This is a genomic window from Pseudomonas sp. 05N431 (assembly GCF_056397005.1).
Map to the genome: position 1 here is coordinate 119,809 of NZ_JBFTMN010000002.1, position 22,343 is coordinate 142,151.

16 protein-coding genes and 2 riboswitches are annotated in these 22,343 nt (G+C 61.7%); of the genes, 8 read left to right on the forward strand and 8 right to left on the reverse strand.

Annotated elements, in window-relative coordinates; genetic code table 11:
• Window positions 1-88 precede the first annotated feature (88 nt).
• Genes wecB through AC1DIG_RS03560 form a run of 4 tightly spaced genes read left to right on the forward strand, consistent with a single transcriptional unit; the run spans window position 89 to window position 7,456 of the window.
• Complete coding sequence (gene wecB / locus AC1DIG_RS03545; RefSeq protein ID WP_477766168.1) at window positions 89-1,240, forward strand: non-hydrolyzing UDP-N-acetylglucosamine 2-epimerase; 1,152 nt, start codon at window positions 89-91, stop codon at window positions 1,238-1,240.
• Window positions 1,237-3,411: a cyclic di-3',5'-guanylate-activated glycosyltransferase NfrB gene (gene nfrB / locus AC1DIG_RS03550; RefSeq protein ID WP_477766169.1), complete on the forward strand. Its 2,175-nt coding sequence runs from the start codon at window positions 1,237-1,239 to the stop codon at window positions 3,409-3,411. The genes wecB and nfrB overlap by 4 nt, the downstream gene beginning before the upstream one ends.
• Entirely contained in the window at window positions 3,408-6,575 is a 3,168-nt protein-coding gene (locus tag AC1DIG_RS03555; protein WP_477766170.1) for an NfrA family protein, read from the forward strand. The genes nfrB and AC1DIG_RS03555 overlap by 4 nt, the downstream gene beginning before the upstream one ends.
• Window positions 6,575-7,456, forward strand: coding sequence for a DUF4434 family protein (locus AC1DIG_RS03560; RefSeq protein ID WP_477766171.1), 882 nt, complete (start codon window positions 6,575-6,577; stop codon window positions 7,454-7,456). The genes AC1DIG_RS03555 and AC1DIG_RS03560 overlap by 1 nt, the downstream gene beginning before the upstream one ends.
• A 3-nt stretch (window positions 7,457-7,459) precedes the next feature.
• On the opposite strand, the gene AC1DIG_RS03565 is transcribed toward AC1DIG_RS03560, so the two are convergent.
• Window positions 7,460-7,867 carry a MerR family transcriptional regulator gene (locus tag AC1DIG_RS03565; protein ID WP_477766172.1) on the reverse strand — a complete coding sequence of 136 codons (408 nt, stop codon included), beginning with the start codon at window positions 7,865-7,867 and terminating at the stop codon, window positions 7,460-7,462.
• Between the two features lie 77 nt (window positions 7,868-7,944).
• On the opposite strand from AC1DIG_RS03565, the gene AC1DIG_RS03570 reads away from it, so the two are divergent.
• Window positions 7,945-9,168: an NADH:flavin oxidoreductase/NADH oxidase family protein gene (locus AC1DIG_RS03570; RefSeq protein WP_477766173.1), complete on the forward strand. Its 1,224-nt coding sequence runs from the start codon at window positions 7,945-7,947 to the stop codon at window positions 9,166-9,168.
• A gap of 57 nt (window positions 9,169-9,225) precedes the next feature.
• Here AC1DIG_RS03570 and AC1DIG_RS03575 read toward each other — a convergent pair whose 3' ends face one another.
• The 7 genes from AC1DIG_RS03575 to cobW form a co-directional block, all read right to left on the reverse strand.
• Window positions 9,226-9,951, reverse strand: coding sequence for a copper chaperone (locus tag AC1DIG_RS03575; RefSeq protein ID WP_477766174.1), 726 nt, complete (start codon window positions 9,949-9,951; stop codon window positions 9,226-9,228).
• Between the two features lie 2 nt (window positions 9,952-9,953).
• A complete protein-coding gene (locus AC1DIG_RS03580) occupies window positions 9,954-11,513 on the reverse strand; it encodes a tyrosinase family protein (protein WP_477766175.1) in 1,560 nt (519 codons plus the stop codon).
• A gap of 134 nt (window positions 11,514-11,647) precedes the next feature.
• Window positions 11,648-13,291: a phospholipase D-like domain-containing protein gene (locus AC1DIG_RS03585; RefSeq protein WP_477766176.1), complete on the reverse strand. Its 1,644-nt coding sequence runs from the start codon at window positions 13,289-13,291 to the stop codon at window positions 11,648-11,650.
• A 58-nt stretch (window positions 13,292-13,349) separates the two neighbouring features.
• Window positions 13,350-13,952, reverse strand: coding sequence for a vWA domain-containing protein (locus AC1DIG_RS03590; protein ID WP_477766466.1), 603 nt, complete (start codon window positions 13,950-13,952; stop codon window positions 13,350-13,352).
• Window positions 13,953-14,005: 53 nt separating this feature from the next.
• Window positions 14,006-15,013, reverse strand: coding sequence for a magnesium chelatase ATPase subunit I (locus AC1DIG_RS03595; RefSeq protein ID WP_477766177.1), 1,008 nt, complete (start codon window positions 15,011-15,013; stop codon window positions 14,006-14,008).
• 185 nt (window positions 15,014-15,198) lie between these two features.
• Window positions 15,199-19,086 carry a cobaltochelatase subunit CobN gene (gene cobN / locus AC1DIG_RS03600; protein ID WP_477766178.1) on the reverse strand — a complete coding sequence of 1,296 codons (3,888 nt, stop codon included), beginning with the start codon at window positions 19,084-19,086 and terminating at the stop codon, window positions 15,199-15,201.
• A 3-nt stretch (window positions 19,087-19,089) separates the two neighbouring features.
• Window positions 19,090-20,157, reverse strand: coding sequence for a cobalamin biosynthesis protein CobW (cobW, locus tag AC1DIG_RS03605; RefSeq protein WP_477766179.1), 1,068 nt, complete (start codon window positions 20,155-20,157; stop codon window positions 19,090-19,092).
• A 98-nt stretch (window positions 20,158-20,255) separates the two neighbouring features.
• Window positions 20,256-20,467: riboswitch (cobalamin riboswitch) on the reverse strand.
• A gap of 184 nt (window positions 20,468-20,651) precedes the next feature.
• Window positions 20,652-20,874: riboswitch (cobalamin riboswitch) on the forward strand.
• A 123-nt stretch (window positions 20,875-20,997) separates the two neighbouring features.
• Between cobW and AC1DIG_RS03610 the strand changes: the two genes are divergently transcribed.
• From AC1DIG_RS03610 to AC1DIG_RS03620, 3 genes are read left to right on the forward strand one after another with little or no spacing between them, the layout of a single operon-like run.
• Window positions 20,998-21,189: a CbtB domain-containing protein gene (locus tag AC1DIG_RS03610; protein ID WP_401118142.1), complete on the forward strand. Its 192-nt coding sequence runs from the start codon at window positions 20,998-21,000 to the stop codon at window positions 21,187-21,189.
• Between the two features lie 11 nt (window positions 21,190-21,200).
• The gene (locus tag AC1DIG_RS03615) at window positions 21,201-21,902 is read left to right on the forward strand and encodes a CbtA family protein (protein WP_477766180.1); all 702 of its coding nucleotides are present in this window, start codon (window positions 21,201-21,203) and stop codon (window positions 21,900-21,902) included.
• The gene (locus tag AC1DIG_RS03620) at window positions 21,899-22,312 is read left to right on the forward strand and encodes a cobalamin biosynthesis protein (RefSeq protein WP_477766181.1); all 414 of its coding nucleotides are present in this window, start codon (window positions 21,899-21,901) and stop codon (window positions 22,310-22,312) included. Before AC1DIG_RS03615 ends, AC1DIG_RS03620 begins: the two co-directional genes overlap by 4 nt.
• Window positions 22,313-22,343: the final 31 nt, after the last annotated feature.

A 22,343-nucleotide genomic window follows, 5' to 3' on the forward strand; every position in this document is an offset into this window, starting at 1 on the left:
CCGATCCACTGCTTTCCTTTAATGGACCGATTGAGAAGCGTTTGCTCAAACCGCGAGGTTCGAGCAACGTATCGGTTCGGGAGGGGCAATGTCGTTCAAAGTCATGATGGTTTTCGGTACTCGGCCGGAGGCCATCAAGATGGCGCCATTGGCCCGGGTTCTGCGTCAGTGGCCTGGTGTCGAGCTGAACATCTGTTCCACTGGCCAGCACCTGGAGATGCTCAAACAAGTGCTCGACTCGTTCGAGTTGACGGTCGATGAAAACTTGCAAGTGATGACCCAGGGCCAGTCTCTCAACGGCTTGTCTCAGCAACTGCTGATGAACCTGGATAAAAGCTATGAACGCCTGCATCCGGACATCGTGCTGGTACACGGCGATACCACCACCAGCTTCATCGCCGCCCTCGCCGCCTTTTATCGTCACTTGCCGATCGGCCACATCGAGGCCGGCCTGCGCACCGGCAACCTGCGCGCACCATGGCCGGAAGAAGCCAACCGACGTCTGACCGGGGTGATTGCCGACCTGCACTTTTCACCCACCCGTAACGCCCAGGACAACCTGCTGCGCGAAGGTGTGCCGCTGGAAAGCATCGAGATCACCGGTAATACAGTGATCGATGCACTGTTGTGGATGCGTACCCATCAGCAGGAAATCCAATGGCACCCCGCCGCTGGTTCCCCGCTGGCGATGCTCGATGACAACCGGCGCATCGTGCTGATCACTGGCCACCGTCGGGAAAACTTCGGCGAAGGCTTCCGCAATATCTGCCAGGCCCTGGCTGAGCTGGCCCTGCGCTATCCCGATGCCCAGTTCGTCTACCCGGTGCATCTGAATCCGCGGGTGCAAAACGCCGTGTATGACATGCTTTCGGACAAGCCGAACATCTATCTGATCGCGCCTCAGAACTATCAGCATTTCGTCTGGCTGATGGGCCGTGCACACATCATCCTGACCGACTCCGGTGGCATCCAGGAGGAAGCCCCCTCCATTGGTAAACCATTGCTGGTGTTGCGCGAAGTGACCGAGCGACCCTCGGTGCTCGAAGGTGGCACCGTGTTGCTGGTAGGCACCGACACCGCGAAGATCGTCAAGGAAGCCAGCCAGCTACTCGATGACGAGGCCACCTACAAACGCATGAGCCGCATCCACAGCCCTTATGGTGATGGGCACGCCAGTGAACGTATCGCCAAACGTCTATGCACCTGGTTGAGCGCGCACTCGGCGAGTAGCACGTTATGAGCCTGGCGTTTGTCGATTTCCTTGCATACGTGCTGTTTGGCCTGAAATACCTTGCGATCACCCTGGCCTTGTTGATGTTCGTGCTGGGTCTGGATGACCTGTTCATCGACCTGATCTACTGGAGCCGCAAGTTGATCCGGCGCTGGCGGATCTACGAAAAGTTCAAGCGTGCCGATGAACAGCGGCTCTACGAGATCCCCGAGAAGCCCTTGGCGATCATGGTTCCGGCGTGGAACGAAGTTGGCGTGGTCGGTGAAATGGCCCGGCTCGCGGCCTCGACCCTCGACTATGAGAACTACCAGATCTTCGTCGGCACCTACCCCAACGACGCCGAGACCCAGGCCGACGTCGATGCGGTGTGCCGGCACTATCCCAACGTACACAAAGTGGTCTGCGCCCGACCCGGCCCGACCAGCAAGGCCGACTGTCTGAACAACATCATCGACGCGATTTTACGCTTTGAAAGCGAAGCGAAAATCGAATTCGCCGGGTTCATCCTGCACGACGCCGAAGACGTGATTTCACCAATGGAGTTGCGTCTCTTCAACTACCTGCTGCCGAGCAAGGACCTGATCCAGATTCCGGTCTACCCTTACGCGCCGGAGTGGCATGGCTTCACCGCCGGGCACTATGTCGATGAGTTCGCCGAGAACCACGGCAAGGACGTGATCGTGCGCGAGGCGCTGACCGGCCAGGTGCCGAGCGCGGGTGTGGGAACCTGTTTCAGCCGCAAGGCGATCAGCGCCCTGCTGGAGGACGGCGATGGCATCGCCTTCGACGTGCAGAGTCTGACCGAAGACTATGACATCGGTTTTCGCCTCAAGCAAAAAGGCATGAAGTGCATCTTCGCCCGCTACTCGGTCATCGACCCGAAACTGGCGCTGGAACAGAAGTGGGTCTTGGGTATGAACCGAGCGTTCTCCCAGGTCATTTGCGTACGCGAACATTTTCCGCGTGATTTGCAGCACGCGATCCGGCAGAAATCGCGCTGGATTGTCGGCATCGTGTTCCAGGGCACCAAAAACCTCGGCTGGAGCCCTCAAGGTTTGCTGAACTATTTCCTCTGGCGCGACCGGCGAGGGCTCATCGCCTATCTGCTGAGTTTTATGGTCAACCTGCTGTTTCTGGTGCTGCTGGCAATGTGGCTGGTCACCCTGATTTCACCGGACGCCTGGCGCTTCCCCTCGATTCTCTCGGACAGCATCCTGCTTTCAATACTGCTCTGGCTGAACGGTTTGATGCTGCTCAACCGTCTGTTCCAGCGTGCCTGGTTCGTCACCCGCTTCTACGGTCTGGGTCAGGGCCTGCTGTCGGCGCCACGGATGATGTGGAGCAACTTCGTGAATTTCTTCGCCAACCTGCGCGCCCTGCGCCAGGTCATGGAAATGGGCGACTCGCGCCGCGTGGCCTGGGACAAGACTACCCACGAGTTTCCGGCGCTGGCCAAGGCCCAACGCACTCCGCTGGGCCATCGACTGGTAGAGAAAGGCCTGCTGACCGAGGAACAGCTGGAAGCTGCGATCACCAACCCGGTGCGTCGTCGCCTCGGCCATGAGTTGCTGCTGCGCGAGCACATCAACAGTACCCAACTGGTCGAAACCCTGGCCGAACAACTGGACCTGGAGTGGGCACCACTCAATCCGTTCAAGCTCGACAAACAGCTGATCGACCGCGTACCGCGCAAAGTCGCCACCCACTACGGCGTGTTGCCGGTTGCCTTGGAAGGCACAACCCTGGTGCTGGCCTCCGAAGGTCCGGTCAGTCAGGTTTCACTGGGGGCCATCAGCCGTCAATTGAAACGCCCGGTTCGCTGCCGCCTGGCACCGCAGGGCCGGGTCACGCTGGGGATCCGTTACTGGTACCCAAGCCCGCTGCAAAACGAGGAAGTCCATCACATGCTGCAGGTGCTTGAGCGTCATCAGGACGATGAAGCCCTGCTGGAACGCGTCGGCCACCACCAGGTATTGCTCGGCAACCTGCTGCAAGTACGTGGGATGGTCCCGACAACACTGTTCAATCAGGCACTGATCGACTTCGATGCCGAGCGCATGTCGCTGGGCGATCACCTGATCGAGCGCGGCATGATCACTCCAGAGATTCTGCAACAGGCACTGGCCGAGCAATCCTCTGAACAACAAGCGGCTTTCCGTATTGCCCGGGAGGTCGCATGAAGACAGGTATTGGTCATCAAGTGCTGCTCGCCAGCCTGTTGCTTAGCCTGAGTGCCACCAGTTGGGTAGCCGCCGCGCCCCTGAGCGATTTCGAGCAGTTCCGCAGTTTCCCCTACATGGACCGCAGCTACCGCGAAGCGAAAAAAGGCAACTGGGCTGAAGTCGAACGACTGATGCGCCATGTGCTGACCATAGTCCCGAAAAACGAAGAGGCCCGGACGCTGTTGGTCGAGGCTCTGGCCAAACAACGGCGCTACAACGAAGCCGTGCAAGCGTTGCCGGACAATCCGGACAACAACGAGGCCTTGCTCAACCTGCGACTGACCTGGATCGAACAGGACCCACCCACCTCCGAACAGGTTGAAAAATGGCTGGCCACCAGCCCCCTCAACCAGCGCGTACGCCTGTGGCAGGCTTACAGCTTGAGCCTGGCCAAGTTTGGTGGCGCACTCAAAGCCCACGACTGGCTGGCACAATTGTCGCCAAAGGGTGACGACAACATCCTGCGTCTGGCCCGCGCCAACTGGTCCGAACAACTGCATGACTGGAACGGCACCATCGAGCAACTCGCGCCATTGGCGGCGCGTAAACAACTCGATGCCGAAGGTTGGCAACGACTGGCCAACGCCTATGTGCAACGCCTCGAAGAAACACCTTTGCAGGATCTGCTGCAACAGGCGCCGACCCCGCAAGCGGCACGCAAGGTGCGGCTGGCGATGGTCGACCGGGCGATTGCCATGGGCCACATCCAACAGGCTCAACGCTGGATGCTATCACTGCCGGCCGACGACCTTGCCGATCCGGCCCAGCGCCAACGACTCTGGGAACTGGCACGGCAAACCGGCGACACACAGGCCGTGCAACGCCTGAGCAGCGAGCTGCAACGCCCGTGCCTGGAAACCGCAGAATGGCTGTCGCGTCGCGACCCGCAAGCCGCACTTACCCAATTGCGTGGTTGCTCGCCAAGCGAGGATCCGCAGACCTGGCTGGTTCTCGCGCAACGCCTGCAGGCCACCGAACTACTGCAAAACCAGCGTCTGCCCGAACCCTGGGACAGCAAACGCCGCGAGCGTTTGCTTGATGTCTGGCAGGCACAGGGCCAGAGCGACAAAGCCATGGCCTGGCTCGCCAGCCAAGCGCAAACCGCCGACGTGGTGAAACGCCGTGCCGAACTGCTCCAGGCACTGGGCCGTAGCGGTGAAGCGGCCCCGCTGTGGGAACGGCATTACCAACAGACTGGCAACCTCGATTCACTCAATCAAGCCACCTACCTGGTGCTCAACAATGGCCAGCGTGAGCATGCGCAGCAACTGCTGGAAGACGCCTTCGACCACCATGGCGGGCGCTTGCCGACGGTCATGTTGCAGCGCCTGGCCGGGGTCTATGGCTCGTCGTCGACGACAACCCCTGTTCAGCAAAAACGCATGGCCTTGCTGTTGAATCGGGTCGACGCTGCAACGCGCGGCCAATTGCTCGGACAACTGGCCGAGAACGGCCAGTGCGACGCGGTACGTCAGGCGATCGGCGCGCAGCCTGCCGATCCCGGCGAACTCCGCGCGCTGGGTCGCTGCGCCATGCCAGAGCGGCCAGGCGAAGCCGTAGTCTATTACCAGACCGCGGAAAAATTCGGGGATCGCGGCGGTCGCTTACCGCTGGCCTATGCCCTCGAAGCCTCCGGCGACTCGGCAGGTGCTCTGCGCATCTGGCGTAGCGTGCCGGACAGCCAGCTCACCGAGAACGCCCGCCTCACCGCCAGCCGCAGTGCATTGAACGTCGGTGACACCGACGCCGCCGAACGCTATTGGCAGCAAAGCCGCACCCGCGGCAGTAACGAATGGGCCCTCGGCGCAGCAATCGCCCAAGCCCGGGGCAATGACGCGCTGGCCCTTGAGCGTCAGCGCCAGGCATTACAGCAATCCCCTGACGCCGGGCACTTCTATGCCGCCTCGGTGACCGCGCAAAAGGCGGGTGATCTGCCGCAAAGCACTGAATGGCTGGCCGAAGCGGTACGCCGCGACCCGAAAAACCCACGCTACAGCGCCGACTACGGCATGCGCCTGGCCGGGGCCGAGACCCGCCAAGAACGGGCTAGCGCAATTCCCTACCTGCAAACCGCCACCCACAATTTCCCCGAGGACTATAGCCTCGGCGAGACCCTGGCCTGGCGCTACGATGAAGTCGAAGACAGCGCCTCGGCGCGCAAGGAACTGCGCCGGGTCATCGATCTGGAGCAAAACCCGGTAGCCGCTGACGACGACAGCGGCAGTCTCGAAGCTCGCCGTTATCGCCAACGTCGCGCTCACGAAACCCTGTCCAGACGTGACAGCCTGACCCTCGCCAGCACCTGGTCGCCGGCCGGGGTCTCGACCAACGACATCTTGCGCCCCGACAACACCCAAGGCACTGCTCGTCACGCCGCCTCGCAAAATGTGCAGGTAGCGATGTGGGACCATGCCCTGGGTGATGAACCCAGCCGCGCCGGCAGCACGCTTTCAGTGTATGGCCGGGCGTTGCTGGGCAGCGCTGGCCGCTCCAGTTACGCAGAGTCCGTCGGCACAGGCCTGGGCTTGCGCTACAAACCCTGGGGCACGGCGAACATCAACTTCTACGCCGAGATCTACAAACAAAACACCTTCGACGACCAGGACAAGCAAGGCCTGAGTCTGGGTGAGTTTCTCAATCCGGGTCAGCTCCGGGACCAGCTCAACGACCACCGTAAAGACGGCCACACCGACACTGACTATTTGCTGCGCGCCACCGCTTCGTTCCTCGATCAAGGCCGGTTTCGCAACGACTGGCGGGTCGATGAAAGCGACTGGGAAGAGCGTTTTCTCTACCTCGACGCGGCCTGGTGGACCAAGGCCGGCGACCATCAGTGGCTGTCGCGTTTCCAGCAAGGGCACGCCTGGAAGCTGCCATTCAACGGCGCGCAAACCCTTATGCCGTATGGCTTTCTCGAGTTCGCCAGTCAGGACCCGAGCAACGACTGGCGCCAGGACCTGCGCACCGGGCTCGGCCTGCGTTGGCAATGGTGGTTTGACGACGACATTTACAACGCCTACCGCGCACACCTGACCGTGCGCACCGAGTATCAGCAATCGTTGGGTGGCAATTTGTATGAAGGTGGCAATGGGGTATTGCTGGGTGTGGAGTTGAATTTCTGATGAACCGACTGATGCTGCTTTTCTGCCTGCTGTTGCTTGGCACTCAGCAGGTCTGCGCTGATGAGCGGATTTTCTATCAACCATTGGATGTCGATGCCAGCCTGAGTCAGGCGCAATGGCGCGAGATCTGGCAAGCCAGCGCCAAACAGGGTGCGACCACGATCATCGTGCAGTGGACCGCTTACGGTGATTCGACCTTTGGCGACGCCAACGGCTGGCTCGCCAACAGTCTGCGCGAGGCCCAGGCGCAGGGGCTGAAACTGGTGCTCGGGCTGGCCATGGACCCGGCGTATTACCAGCGTATCGACCCGCTCGACAGCGCCGGGCTGGCGTCCTACTGGCAAGCGCAGCTGGGGCAATCACTGGCTCAGCAGCAAAAGCTGCGCAAAGACTGGAAGCTGCCGGTCAACGGCTGGTACTTGCCGCTGGAGCTGGATGACGCGCACTTCACCGCTGTCGACAGGCGCGAGCGCCTGCAACGGCAACTCCAGGACTTCGCCCGCCAACTCGACGCGCCGCTGCACATCAGCGCGTTCAGTACCGGCAAGCTGGCGCCGCAGGTCAATGCAGACTGGCTGGGGAAATTGGCCGGCAGCGGGATTCAGGTCTGGTGGCAGGACGGCGCCGGCACGGGACGCCTGCCGCCGGTGGTACGCAACAGTTACGCCAGCGCACTGCCCTGCCCGGTCGGTATCGTGCGTGAAGCGTTCCGCCAGGTCAGCACCGGAGGCCAGCCGTTTCGCGCCGAGCCGGCCACCCCGGACGCCACGCCCGGTGGCTGCCATCCGACAGCCGTGTTCGCCTTGCGCTACCGTCCGTGGGGAAGGGTGATTCTGGACAATCAACATAAAAACCAGCCGGGCGATGTACAAAACCATTGAGGCTCAAACGTGCTTGAACGTCGCCAGCACGCGCTCGGCATTATCCGAACACGCCATCCCTTCAGGCCGGTCCTTGATGGTCTCGATCATGCCCAGCAACTTCGCCTTGCTCTGCGCCAGATGCTGTTGCATCTCTTCGATTTGCCCGACCTTGCGCTCAAGGCTCGACACCAGTTCGTCATGCCGGAGTTCACCCTGCTTCGGGCTGGTGAGCAACTGCTTGAGCTCCTCCAGACTGAACCCGGCCTGCTGCGCACACTGAATGATTTGCAGGGTTTGCAGCACCTCTGCCGGGTAGCGCCGATAACCGTTGGCCAAGCGCTGGACCTGGCCGATCAACCCCTGGCTTTCGTAAAACCGGATGCGCGAAGCCGTCAGCCCACTCAACTGCGCCAATTCACCAATCTTCATCAGAACCTCATTTCCACGCTTGACATTAAAGTTAACTTTAAGCTTAGCCTCAGCTCTCCACTACTGAGGAGTCAAGCATGTCGCCCTTTAACGCGTTGAATCTGCCCAACGGCCAGACGATCGGCAATCGCATCGCTAAAGCGGCGATGGAAGAAAACCTTGCCGATACCGAACAAGCCCCCTCCCAGGCCTTGATGCAGCTCTATCGGGCCTGGGCAGACGGCGAAGCCGGCCTGCTGTTGACCGGTAATGTAATGATCGACCGTCGGGCCATGACCGGTCCTGGCGGCGTGGTGCTGGAGGATGAACGGCACCTTGAACGCTTCCGCCAGTGGGCTGCCATTGGTCGGGCCAAGGGCGCGCAGTTCTGGATGCAGCTCAATCACCCCGGGCGCCAGACCATGGCCAATCTCGGGCAACCCGCCTGGGCACCGTCTGCCGTGGCGCTGGAGATGGGACAGTTCTCGAAGATGTTCGCCCAGCCCACGCCGATGAGCGAAGACGACATCCAGGAGGTCATCCAGCGCTTCGCCACCAGCGCCGCCCTGGCCCAAAAAGCCGGTTTTACCGGTGTGGAAATTCACGCGGCCCATGGCTACCTGATCAGCCAATTCCTCTCACCCTTGAGCAATCGTCGCACCGACCGTTGGGGCGGTTCGCTGGAAAATCGCGCGCGCTTGTTGATTGAAGTGGTGAACGCAGTTCGTGCAGCGGTCACGGCAGACTTCTGCGTCGCGGTGAAACTCAATTCCGCCGACTTCCAACGCGGCGGCTTCGATGCCGACGATGCGCGGCAGGTCATCGACCTGCTCAACCCGCTTGCCATCGATCTGCTGGAGTTGTCGGGTGGCAGCTATGAAGCCCCGGCGATGCAAGGCGAAGCCCGCGACGGACGTACCCTGGCGCGTGAAGCCTACTTCCTCGAAATGGCCGGTGAACTGGCGAGCCGGGCGAAAATGCCGGTGATGGTGACTGGCGGTATCCGACGCCTGCCGGTTGTCGAACAGGTGCTGGCCAGCGGCATTGCCATGGCCGGTATCGGCACCGCGCTGGCGGTCGAGCCGTTGCTGGTCAAGCTGTGGCGCGAGGGACACGACAGTCACCCACAATTGCCGCCGATCACCTGGAAGCGCAAGCCCTTGGCGGCACTGGCCAACATGGCCGTCGTGCGTTTTCAGATCCAGCGCCTGAGCCGTGGTCGCCAGCCAAAACCTGCAGTGTCGGCACTCTGGGCGTTGATCCTCGACCAGGTGTACATCGCCAAGCGCACGCGCCAGTACCGGGCAGCGATGAGCAAATAACCAGATGGCTTATGCAATCCTCGTCGGAGCTGTCTGCGGCCGCTCCGCAGGTGAGGATCACCGAAACAGGCGGGGCCAGTGCCAACGAACAGGTCGAGGACGTTTAAACCGTTCCCAGAGCATCCAGCCCATGCTCAACAGCATCAACGGCACATGCCCCTGCTCTGCCAGCATCGGCAACAACATCAGCGCCCAGCACGACCCGACGCACCAGCCTGCGCTGACCACACCATAGGCCAGACAATCCTTGATAAAGCCCCAGCCGAACGCCGAAATCCTCGGCTGGTGATGACAGCGGTTCAAGTACCGTTGTTTAAGCGGCGAGGCCTGCCACACCAGGCACACGGCCAAAGTAACGGCAAATGCCATCGCCTGCGAAACCCCAAACATCACCCGCGCCGCTACTACCAAGGTCATGAGCAGCAGACCGGCTAGCGTCCAGACGCTGGTGAAACCCAGCACAAACAACACCACTGCCTGCCAGCGCTTCCTCAGCAAACTGCGTTGCCATACATACGTCAGCGGATGGACCAGCAGCAAAGGGGTCATCGCCAGCAACATCAATAGCCATGAAATCACCAACTGCCGGGGAGGATTGAACAGCAACGCCTGTTCAATCCCCTGCCAGCTCGCGGCATAAGCAAGAGGCACGAACGCTCCGCAGAATTCCGGGATAGACAGCATCTGCACCGAACCGAGGAGCAGCCCCCAACCTGCCAGGCTGATCAGGATCAGCCATGGCAGGAAGCCTCGGGTCACGGCCTGGATGAGGAATGGCCCCATCTTCAGTCGCCTTGCCGATAGACACTCACGCGACCGACCGTGATGTTGTCCTCGGCCTGAACATCGGTCACCGGCACAAAGCGTACTTTCAATTTCGCCAGAAGCGGGTGGCCGCTGGCACTGAGCTGGTCGAAGACATCAGTGATATCCAGCACATGGCTCACGCCCTTGCCGCCATGTAGGCTGTCGGGACTGCTGGCCTTGCGCACGCCGAACAGCGAGATCGAGCCGACGTACTGGTCAGGCAGCGCCGACAACTGTCCCTCAACCGGCAGGCTGATGTACACGTCGAAGGTCGCCGCGTCATTGTTTCCGCGGATGTTTTCCAGGTTGAGGTACACCCGGTCCAGGGAATGCTCCGCAACCGTGGGGGCAAAGGCCCGGGATTTCAGGTTGCCCATCAGCTTGCCCGAGGTGCTCTGGTCGAGTTGCAACGGTGTCTCGACTGGAGCGCCGGTCAGGGCGATGGCTTTATCGTTGGCGCCGAGCAGCTCGGCGGGGGATTGGGCGCTCATGGACTTTTCCTTCACGACTGCAGCACCAAGAGGCTCGGGGCTTGCGCGCAGGGTTTCCAAGCGTTGTTGAAACGCCCGGGTACCGTGCAATGGGTCGGACGTATCCTCATAACTATAGTCGAGCTTCGGTGCCCGGGTATCGAGCATGTCAGACACCTTGAACGGCCACGGCTGGCCGCTGACCGTCGGTACCACGAAGCCACGACCCGGGGTCGGCGGACCATTGAGCCACGCACTGGTGACCGGGTTGTGGTTCTGCCGGTCGCGCTGCAGCCACACGTCCCAGAGCCGGTCGATGTTGGCGTGATGCAGCCAGAATATCGGGTCCAGAGCGGCGGTATCCGGATCGATCATCAACCCCGGCACCCGACTGCCCTGTTGCTGGCCGCCCACGGCGACGTGCACGTAGTTGTGCGGTTGCGACTCGAGCCGACCGCTGACCTGGCCATAATGTTCGAACACCGTGACCGGGCCACCGAAGCCTGGAGAGCCACCGCCGGAACCGCCGGCGAAATCATGATCGGTGAGGGCCGGGCGCAGATTGATCCGCTGTTCGTTGAGCACCACCACGCCGTTGCCGGTCGGGCCAAACCGGCGGGCTACAAACAAGGGATTCTGCTCACCGTTGGGTAACGTGGTCGCCGCGAAACAGGCCGGCAGCTTCAGCGTCTGCTGGTTCTCGTTGTAGTTCCAGTAAGGCAGGGCCCAATCACTTGGCCCTCCGAGGCTGATGATAGCCTTGCGGACGATCTGTTCGAATGAAGCAAGATAGCCGCGGTGCCACGGTAAAAAGTACCAGGTCTGGTGCTGGCACTGGTTCCAGTAGGTGTCCTGATCTGCCTGGGATGGTAGCTGCTCACCCCGTCGTAGATAACCGGCGCTTTGCCAAAGGGGAATATCGATACCGTGAATGGCCGCCAGAAACCGCCAGCTGGTGCGGTCAGTGATCGGTCGTTGTTGAAGGACTCCGACGCCACGCGCATACCACAACAAGGTATCGCTCCAGCCAGAACCCAGCTTCCATACATCACGCCGTACATGTGCCATGGTAGATCTCCCTGAAAAACCGCGTGGATGAGGAGCGCACTCCTCAACTGGCAACGGTAGATCAAGTGCCGCACAGCCCCTGTGAAAGCAGACCGGCGGCATGACGTTCAAGGCCACACGAAATCGGTCAGTATTTACCGCCCGGAAAAACGTAACCGCGAGAGCATTCGCAGGTCGCCGTCCAGGTAATAGGCGTTGGTCCAGCTGTCATCCACCGCCAGGGGTGGTACCTGCTTGAGGTCCTCTTGTTTGGCGGCATAGCGGAACCGGTAATGCTCGTAGAAGCGCAGCAGCTCCAGGCCGTAACGGTCGGCCAGGTCGGTGTCACCGCGAATGATCAGGAAGTTTTCGTCGTTGCCTTCACTGGCATTGATGCTGAGGTTGTGGCTGCCGCTGATGATCACCGGCGCGTCGGTGGTGAAGTCGACGACGATGGCTTTGAGGTGCACCAGCAAATCGCCCTTCTGGCCTTTCATGCTTTCCTTGAGCCAGCCTTCGATACCGGTGTTGAGCAACGCGGTGGCGGCGAAATCGGCCGTGCGGTCGGCGTGATAACCGGTGATGCGGCTGGCGGTGTTTTGCAGGCCATAGCGCAGTACATCGTCGTGGGGCTGGCCGAGCAAGGCGTTGAGGATTTCGTCCGGCAGCGCGAACGCGGTGACAAACAGAACGTCCTTCTTCGCCGCATTGATGATCTCGACAAATTGCTGCAAATCAGCCTGGCCGGTACGCGGTGAGAAGCCGACAAACAACGGCTGCGACGGGTCCATCGGGTTGTTCTTGGTCAACCAGGTACGCGTAGCACCCACGTCGGTCGGTGCAGCCCAGATCTGCTCGAACACCTGCAAATAACGGACACCCACGGCGGTATTGTCCAGCACATGCACCACGTTGGCCTGGCGGTAGACGCCGTTGTCAGTGAAATTGGTACTGCCGCACAACACCGATTGAGGCCGATACTCACCACCATCGACCTTGCTCAGCACGATGAATTTGTCGTGGAAGATTGCATGGGTCACCCGCCCCCGCTTGCTCTCGGCGGGAAGCTTCGCCAGGCTCTCTTCATTCATCGTAGTGTCGGCATCACCGGGCTTGGCGTGATACAGCACCCGAACCTTGGCACCCCGCCCAAACGCCGCGTTGACCGCATCGATAATGGTTGGCAGTTGATACTCGTAAATCGCTATGTCCAGTGCCCACTGGCCATCCACGGCGCGCTCGATGAAACCGGTGATCTGCTCCAGCAAGCCGTTCTCCAGCCATTGCCGTGGTGCGGCGGGCCAGTCGTCGAGGGACAGGTTCTTGTTGGCACTCAGCTGCGCATCGAGCTCGGGAAATTTGCGGGAAAAAGCCTGACTGGCCGCCACCGCGCGATTGAAAATGACATGCTGGCCCGCCGGCAAGCCATTGTCGGTGGTGACCGTCACCGCCAGGGCCTCGCCCAGTTGCGGCGCATCCGGCGTGCCATAGGCCAGATGCACCCGGTAGTTGATCGTCACGCCAGGATTGACCGCGTAATCCGCCCAGCGAAATTTCTGCAACGGTGCGCTGTCGCTGGGCGTGGCGTTGTACTGGGGAAAGGTGTGTGCCTTGCCAGGGAAGGTCAGGCTGTTGAACAGAAACTCCCAGGGCCCGCTGCCCTGCTGTTTTTCGATGGCAAAACCAAGCAGGCCTTTGCGTCGCGGCTCGGCCAGGTCCATGGCCAGTAACACGCCGTTGGTTCCGGCATAGGCTTTGACCCGAAAATCGTCCTGACTGTTAGCGGCTAGAACACGCATGATCCACTCCTGTGATGAGCTGAACCCACAGCATAGGTGCTGCTGGCGATTTGACAGATTAAAGCGTGTCTATATGTCGATAATCTGCGTTCAATTCGTGCGCCAGGGCCTTCGCCCGCCCCAATCGAATCGGCCCGCGCTCGATGTCCACCAGCAACGCCGGACAATTGAGCGCCACCTGCATTGGCGTGGCTTTCAGGCGACCATCAGTCAACAGCAACACGCGTTGTTGCTCTGCCGGAAAACGCTTTTGCCGCAACGCCAGCCAATGCGCCGCTTCATCCAGCGCGGCAAACAACGGCGTGCCACCGCCCGCGCCTAGTGCGTCGAGCCAGTCGCGCAGGCTGGCGGAGGCTTTCAGGCCTTGAACCTGCCACTTCGGTGCAGCGCCACTGGCGGTCAATAGCGCCAGCCGCGCACGCTGGCGATAGGCGTCGTCGAACAGTTGCGCCAGCAGGCCTTTGGCGTCGCTCAGCGCCTGATGACGCCGGGTCGAGGCCGAGGCATCGACAATCACCAGCCACAGCTCATGGGGTGAACGACTGCGCAAATGAAACAGCAGATCTTCGCGTTGACGCGGGCGGCCGTTGAGCAGCGTGCCGGGCCAATTGACCGAGCCGTTTTGGCTGGCTCGACGCTGGCCCTGCCTGCCGTTTTTCAGCCGTCCTGCGCGGGGTTTGGCATTCGCCCCCGCGTCAGATCGAGGGCGAATGCCTAGGGCTTTTTTGGCCAGCTCGGCACTTCACGGCGGGCGCCGGTGGGTAATGCCTGAGCCGGCATTTCACCCCACTGGCCCTGGCCTTCGCCGGGGTTCGGTTGTTGGGTTGCGGACGAGTCTGGCGTGGTGTTCTGGCGCGGCGCAGACGGCGGCGTGTCGCGACGCCGATGGCGCAAGGCAAACTCGGCGACGGCATCGATGTCTTCCTCGCTGATCGCCCCGGCCCCACGCCACGCCGCATGGGCGCGAGCGGCACGCAGCCAGACCAGGTCGGCGCGCAAGCCGTCGACCCCGGCGGCAAAACAACGCTCGGTGATCTGCGCCAGTGCCTGATCGTCCAGAGGAATGCTCGCCAGTGCCGCACGCGCACCTTGGCAGCGTTCACGCAATGCTTGCTGTTGAGTTTCCCATTCGGCGCAAAAAGCGTGGGGGTCGCTGTCGAAATCCAGCCGGCGACGGATGATCTGACCGCGTTCAAGCGGCGCGGTGTGACCGCTGAGGGCGACGTTCAGGCCGAAACGGTCGAGCAGTTGCGGACGCAGCTCGCCCTCTTCCGGGTTCATCGTGCCAATCAGTACAAAGCGCGCCGAATGCCGGTGGGAAATGCCGTCGCGTTCGATCAGGTTGGTGCCGCTGGCAGCGACGTCGAGCAACAGATCCACCAGATGATCGGGCAGCAAATTCACTTCATCGACGTACAGCACGCCGCCGTCAGCCTTGGCCAACACACCGGGGGAAAACTGCGCACGGCCTTCGCCCAGCGCGGCGTCCAGGTCCAGAGTGCCGACCAACCGCTCTTCAGTCGCGCCCAAGGGCAAGGTGACGAATTGCCCGCTGGCGAGCAGGTCCGCCAGGCCACGGGCCAACGTCGACTTGGCCATGCCCCGCGGGCCCTCGATCAGCACACCGCCGATTTTCGGGTCAATGGCCGTCAGGCACAGCGCCAGTTTCAGGGCATCGGCGCCGACCACGGCGGAGAGCGGGAAATGCGGGGTGTCGGTCATTGTCTGGTCTCGATCATGGTCGGTCATTACTAGGGGGGTTAGCACCAATGCCTGTCAGTTAAAAAGCACAACCTGTGGGAGCGAGCTTGCTCGCGATAGCGGCGTTACATTCAATATCAATGTTGACTGACCCATCGCTATCGCGAGCAAGCTCGCTCCCACATTGGGCTTGCTTCGCTGCTGATCTAGCCGTCTTCTTCTATATCCAGCAGTAAATTCTCCAGCGCCTCGCGGTACTCGCCCGGCTCCTGCCACATCCCGCGTTGCTGGGCTTCGAGCAGGCGCTCGGTCATGTCGCGCAAGGCGTGCGGATTATGCTGCTGTACGAACTCGCGGGTCGACGGATCAAGCAAATAGGCGTCGGCCAGCAAGGCGTACTGGTGATCGTCGATCAGTTGGGTGGTGGCGTCGAAGGCGAACAGGTTATCAACCGTGGCCGCCAGTTCAAATGCGCCTTTGTAGCCGTGCCGCTTGACCCCGTCGATCCACTTCGGGTTGGCCGCTCGGGAGCGGATCACCCGGTTCAGCTCTTCTTTGAGTGTGCGGATCTTCGGCAGGTCCGGCTGACTGTGATCGCCATGGTAGCTCGCCGCCGCTTCACCGCTGAGGCTTTCCACAGCGGCGAGCATGCCGCCCTGGAACTGGTAATAATCGTTGGAATCGAGCAAGTCGTGCTCGCGATTGTCCTGGTTTTGCAACACCGCCTGAACCTGGCTCAAGCGCTGGGCGAACTGTTCGCGGGCTGCCGTCCCTTCATCGGAGCCGCCGTAAGCATAGCCGCCCCAATTCAGGTAGACCTCGGCCAGATCTTCACGGCTCTGCCATAAACGACCATCGATAGCGCCCTGCACGCCCGCACCATAAGCCCCGGGTTTGGCACCGAAAATCCGCCAGCCGGCCTGGCGTGCAGCAGCCTCTTCGTCCAGACCGGACTGGATCAACCCTTCACGTTCGCTGCGAACCTTGGCCGCCAACGGGTTCATATCGTCCGGCTCGTCCAGCGCGGCAACCGCTTGCACGGCCGCATCGAACAACCGAATCAGGTTGGCGAAGGCATCGCGAAAGAACCCGGAGACGCGCAAGGTCACGTCCACGCGCGGCCGGTCGAGCAGGCTCAGCGGCAGAATCTCGAAGTCGTCGACCCGCTGACTGCCCGTCGCCCAGACCGGACGCACGCCCATCAGCGCCATGGCCTGGGCGATATCGTCACCACCGGTGCGCATGGTCGCCGTGCCCCAGACCGACAAACCCAACTGGCGCAAATGATCGCCGTGGTCCTGCAGGTGCCGCTCAAGTATCAGGTTCGCCGACTGGAAACCAATGCGCCAGGCGGTGGTGGTCGGCAGGTTGCGCACATCCACCGAGTAGAAATTGCGCCCGGTGGGCAGCACATCGAGGCGTCCGCGACTCGGTGCGCCGCTCGGCCCTGCCGGAACAAAGCGACCGCTGAGCGCATCCAGCAGACCGCGCATTTCTGCCGGGCCGCAGGCGTCCAGTCTTGGAGCAACCACTTCACGCAGGTTGTCGATGATCGCTTTCACGTCAGACCAGCCTGCCTCCTGTGGGAGCGAGCTTGCTCGCGAAAGCGCCGGGTCAATCGACATCAATGGTGAATGATCAAGCGCTTCGCGAGCAGGCTCGCTCCCACAGGGACCGGGTTTGGCTTGAGGCGGGTTGAGTAGCTCGACCTCGGTATTCACAGTCTGCGAGATCAGTTGAGCGGCGAACAATTCCAGGCGTTCGCGAGTATCACCAGCGGTACGCCAGGCCTCAACGCTGAGTGTCTGCAATTCAGTCGGTTTCGGACCGGACCAAGGATCGGATAACACACAATCCAGCGGATCAAAGCCAAGCGCGAACGCCTTGGCCAACGCCCGCAACAGACTCGATTGCGCGCCACGACCGTCACCGCGCGGAATGCGCAGCAACGCCAGCAAGGTGTCGATACGCAGACGCCCGCTTGGCGATTCGCCGAACACGTGCAGCCCGTCGCGAATCTGCGACTCCTTCAGGTCGCACAAATAGGTGTCCAGACGCGGCAACCAGATCGCGGCATCGGCGTCGCTGTCGAGCTTCTCGTCCAGCTGCAATTCACGGTCGATATGGGTTTCACGCACCAGATTGAGGATGTCGCGCTGCAACTCACGCGCTCGGCGTGGGTCGAGCAACTGGGCCTCGTAATACTCGTCGGCCAACAGTTCCAGATTGCGCAACGGGCCGTAGGTTTCGGCGCGGGTCAGCGGCGGCATCAGGTGGTCGATAATCACCGCCTGCGTCCGACGCTTGGCCTGCGCGCCCTCACCCGGGTCGTTGACGATAAACGGATAAATGTTCGGTAGCGGCCCGAGCAACGCGTCCGGCCAGCAGCTTTCGGACAGGCCAACGCCCTTGCCCGGCAACCATTCGAGGTTGCCGTGCTTGCCGACGTGAATCACCGCATGGGCGCCATAGACCTTACGCAACCAGAAATAGAACGCCAGGTAACCGTGGGGCGGCACCAGGTCCGGATCGTGATAGACCGCACTCGGATCGACCTGATAACCGCGCGCCGGCTGAATGCCGACAAAGGTCAGGCCAAACCGCAGCCCGGCGACCATCATTCGTCCGCTGCGGAACATCGGGTCGTTTTCAGGCGATCCCCAGCGCTCCAGCACCGCCGCGCGATTGGCTTCGGGCAAGGCGTTGAACATCGAGTAATAGTCGTCCAGCGCCAGGCTTTGCTGACACGGGCGCAGGTCGATGCTCTCCAGGTCATTGCTGACCCCACCGAGCAATTGCTGAATCAGCGCGGTGCCGCTTTCCGGCAAATCGGCGGGCAATGGATAGCCCTCAGCGTGCAGCGCCCGCAGGATATTCAGCGCCGCAGCCGGCGTGTCGAGGCCAACGCCGTTGCCAATCCGCCCGTCGCGGGTCGGGTAGTTGGCGAGGATCAGCGCAATGCGTTTTTCAGCATGGGGCACCCGCGCCAACTCGACCCAGCGCCGCGCCAGTTCGGCAACAAAATCCATGCGCTCGGGCTGCGGTCGATAGCAGACCACGTCGGACTGACTGCGCTCACTGCGCCAAGCCAGGTCCTTGAAGCTGATCGGTCGGCTGATGATCCGCCCATCGAGCTCCGGCAAAGCGATGTGCATCGCCAGATCCCGCGGGCCAAGCCCTTGCTCGCTGGCACGCCAACCGGGTTCGTTGTCCTGGGCGCAGATCGCCTGGATCACCGGAATATTGCGCCGGAATGGCCGCAAGTGCGGTGCCTCAGGGCTGGATTGGGCGAAACCGGTGGTGTTGAGAATCACCGAGGCCTGCACCTCATCCAGCCAGTCCTCGACCACCGTCAGGCAGCCGGGCTCTTTCAAACTGGCCAGCGCAATCGGCAGCGGATTCAGCCCCGCCGCCTGCAAGCGCTGGCAGAAAACATCGATGAAGGCGGTATTCGCCGCCTGCAAATGCGAACGGTAAAACAGCACCGCCGCCACCGGCTGATTAACCTGCCAGTCGGCTTGCCAATCGCCTAGCGTCGCGTTGCTTTTGTGTGGGTGGTAAATAGCGGTACGCGGCAAGGTCTGCGGTTCGGACCAGTGGTAATCGCGGCCCAGCCAACGACTGGCCAGACAGCGATACAAATCCAGCGCATTGCCCATGCCGCCCTGACGCAAAAAGTGCCAAAGCCGCTCGCGGTCTTCGACAGGCACGGTGCTGAGGTCGCTGAGTTCCGGGTCGGGACGGTCATCGCCCGGCACCAGAATCAGTTGCACACCGCGTTGCGACAGCTCCACCAGACGTTCGATGCCGTAGCGCCAATAGGCGATCCCGCCGTGCAGCGAGATCAGAATCACCTTGGCGTGGCGCAGCACTTCGTCGACATACAAGTCGACCGAGGCGTGGTTCTGCACCTGCATCGGGTTTGCCAGGCGCAGGCTCGGATAATCCTCGGGCAACTGCTGCGCCGCTTCCGCGAGCAGCGCCAGGCTGGAGTCGCCGCTGCACAGAATCACCAGCTCGGCGGGGGTTTGGCCAAGGTCAGCAATGTTGTCATCCGAGACAAAACCGCCGGGCTGGGTCCTGAGCAAGTGCATGGATTAAACGCTGAGCGCGGCGCGCAATTGCGCTTCGAGCAAGGAGGCGTCCAGTTGCTGACCGATCAACACCAGACGGGTGCTGCGCGCTTCATCCGCGCCCCATTGACGGTCGAAATGCTTGTCGAAACGCGTGCCCACGCCCTGGATCAACAAGCGCATCGGTTTGTTCGGGATGGCGGCGAAACCCTTGACTCGCAAAATGCCGTGCTGGACCACCAATTGGGTCAGGGCGTCGAGCAACAGGCTTTCGTCGGCTTGTGGCAATTCGATGGAAATTGAATCGAAGGCGTCGTGATCGTGGTCGTCGTGGTCATCGCCATCGTGGTGATGGTCGTGGTGGCTGTGACGGCTGTCGATGTGTTCTTCGGAGCCGGCACCCAGGCCGATCAGCACGTCCAACGGCAGACGACCGCTGCTGGCTTCGATGATTTTCACTGCTGGTGGCAGCTCTTCAGCGACTTCCAGGCGCACTTTGGCCAGATCCGCCGGGCTGATCAGGTCAGCCTTGTTGAGGATCACCAGGTCGGCGCTGGCCAGTTGGTCGGCGAACAGCTCGTGCAGCGGCGATTCATGATCCAGGTTCGGGTCGAGTTTGCGCTGGGCGTCGACCTGATCCGGGAAAGCGGCGAAGGTGCCAGCGGCCACGGCCGGGCTGTCGACCACGGTGATCACCGCATCCACAGTGCAGGCGCTGCGGATTTCCGGCCACTGGAAGGCCTGGACCAACGGTTTTGGCAGGGCCAGGCCAGAGGTTTCGATGAGGATGTGGTCGAGATCACCGCGACGGGCAACCAGTTCGCGCATCACCGGGAAGAACTCTTCCTGAACGGTGCAGCACAGGCAGCCGTTGGCCAGCTCATACACGCGGCCGTTGGCTTCTTCCTCGGTGCAGCCGATGGAACATTGCTTGAGGATTTCGCCGTCGATGCCCAGCTCGCCGAACTCGTTGACGATCACCGCGATGCGCCGGCCCTGGGCGTTATCGAGCATGTGTCGCAGCAAGGTGGTTTTGCCCGAACCGAGGAAACCGGTGACGATGGTGACGGGAAGTTTGGCCAGTGTTTTCATCGGATGCCCTTTGGCAAGGTGGCGGGCATACGGGACGACAACCGGCTGCGCTTGAGCGCGCGGAAGAATTCGCCACCGGATCACCCCGCCCGGTTGTAGTGAGAATCTGTATCGAGGCAGGTCTCCTGGCTGACGGTGGGCCGGTCTTTCGACTGGCGGCTTCTGCACCTTCCCGCGCCTGAAAACAAAAGAGCGCAGTGGCATGGCAGAAACGAAACCGTTCACAGTTGCGGGGGCAGCCGCGGCATCGACCGCGTTCCCTTCTTAGCTTCGGCGCACGCGCCGAAGAACCTCGAAAGCGCAAGGCTACGCATCGCTTCGGGGCGGGTCAATGTTCACCTGAGTTGTGCGTCGGCTGTGATGACGCCATCGCGAGCAAGCTCGCACACAGTTGACCGCGTTCCAATGTGGGAGCGAGCCTGCTCGCGATGGCGGCGCCTCGGTCTCGCGTTGAGAACGCTTGCCAATTGACGCCCCGCCCTCGCCCATGCTCTCCTACACGCCTTGTTACGGGTGCCCTTCACAGGGTGAAACGGGAAACCGGTGAATCATGTGCTTTACTCAAAAGCCATGTCAGTCCGGTGCTGCCCCCGCAACGGTAAGCGAGCGAAGAATCAGATCCACTGTGCCAGCTCGGCGTGGGAAGGCGATTCTTGCAGGTTCGGCGAATGCCAGCCCCTCGTGAGCCCGGAGACCGGCCCGCAACACATAGTGCCTTGCCACACAGGGCAACGAATAACAAACCCGCGGTGGGCGGGCGCTGTTTTAGCCTCTGCGTGCCTGGCTCGCGGGGGTTTTCATGCGCTCGATTCACCCACTGACTGACCAGAGGGAAGCGCCATGTCGATCATCAGCAGCACTCGCCACACCACCGCCAGCACCACCTCCACCCTGAGCCAACGCCTCGTTGCCGCTATCGGCGCATCGATCCTGGGCGCATGCCTTGTGTATTTTGCCGGCTTCTCGCACATCGACGCAGTGCACAACGCTGCCCACGATACCCGTCACAGCTCTGCTTTCCCGTGCCACTGAGACCTGCCGAGATGATCAAGCGTATTGCGCAAACCGCAGGTTTCACCGGTTTACTGGCCGCCCTGCTGCTGACCCTGCTGCAAAGCTTCTGGGTCGCACCGCTGATTCTTCAGGCGGAGACCTACGAAAAAGCCCCGGCGGCTGAAGTCCATGAACATGCCGAAGGCGCCATGGCTGGCCACACCCACGATGCCGAGGCCTGGGAGCCGGAAGACGGCTGGCAACGCGTGCTGTCGACCACCGGCGGTAATCTGGTGGTTGCTGTCGGTTTTGCGCTGATGCTCGCCGGTCTCTACACCCTGCGCGCCCCGACTCGCACCTCTCAAGGCCTGCTCTGGGGGCTGGCCGGTTACGCGACCTTCGTCCTCGCGCCCACCCTGGGCCTGCCGCCGGAGTTGCCGGGGACTGCCGCCGCAGACCTGACACAACGGCAGATCTGGTGGATCAGCACGGCAGCGTCCACCGCCGTCGGTATCGCGCTGATCGTGTTCGCCCGGCATTGGCTGCTGAAAGTGCTCGGTGTCGCCATTCTGGCCGTGCCGCACATCATCGGCGCTCCGCAGCCTGAAGTGCATTCGATGCTGGCCCCCGAAGCCCTCGAAGCGCAATTCAAGATCGCCTCGCAGCTGACCAACGCCGCGTTCTGGCTGGCCATGGGCCTGATCAGCGCCTGGTTGTTCCGCCGAAAAAGTGAAGGTCAATACCACGCATGACCGACATCAGCGCAGCGCCGACCCTGGTGGTCGGCCTGGGCTGCCAGCGCGGCTGCCCGGCCAGTATGCTGCGCGCGCTGCTCGACCAGGCGTTGCAGGCTCATCACATCGAATTACAAGCGATCAAGGCCCTGGCCAGCATCGATCTGAAACGTGATGAACCTGGCCTGATCGAGTTGGCCACACAACTGGCGCTGCCATTGCTGTACTTCAGCAGCGAACAATTGGCCGGCTATCAACCGCAACTCAGCCATCGCTCGCAAATCGCTTTCGAGCGCACCGGTTGCTATGGCATAGCGGAAAGCGCTGCACTGGCCCTCGCCGAACAACTGGTGCAGGCGCCGGCAAAATTGCTGATCCCGCGACAAAAATATGCCCAGGCGACGTTTGCGTTGGCCGGCGCCGCGTAAAATCCTCGATAATCCCCGCCTTCGATCATGA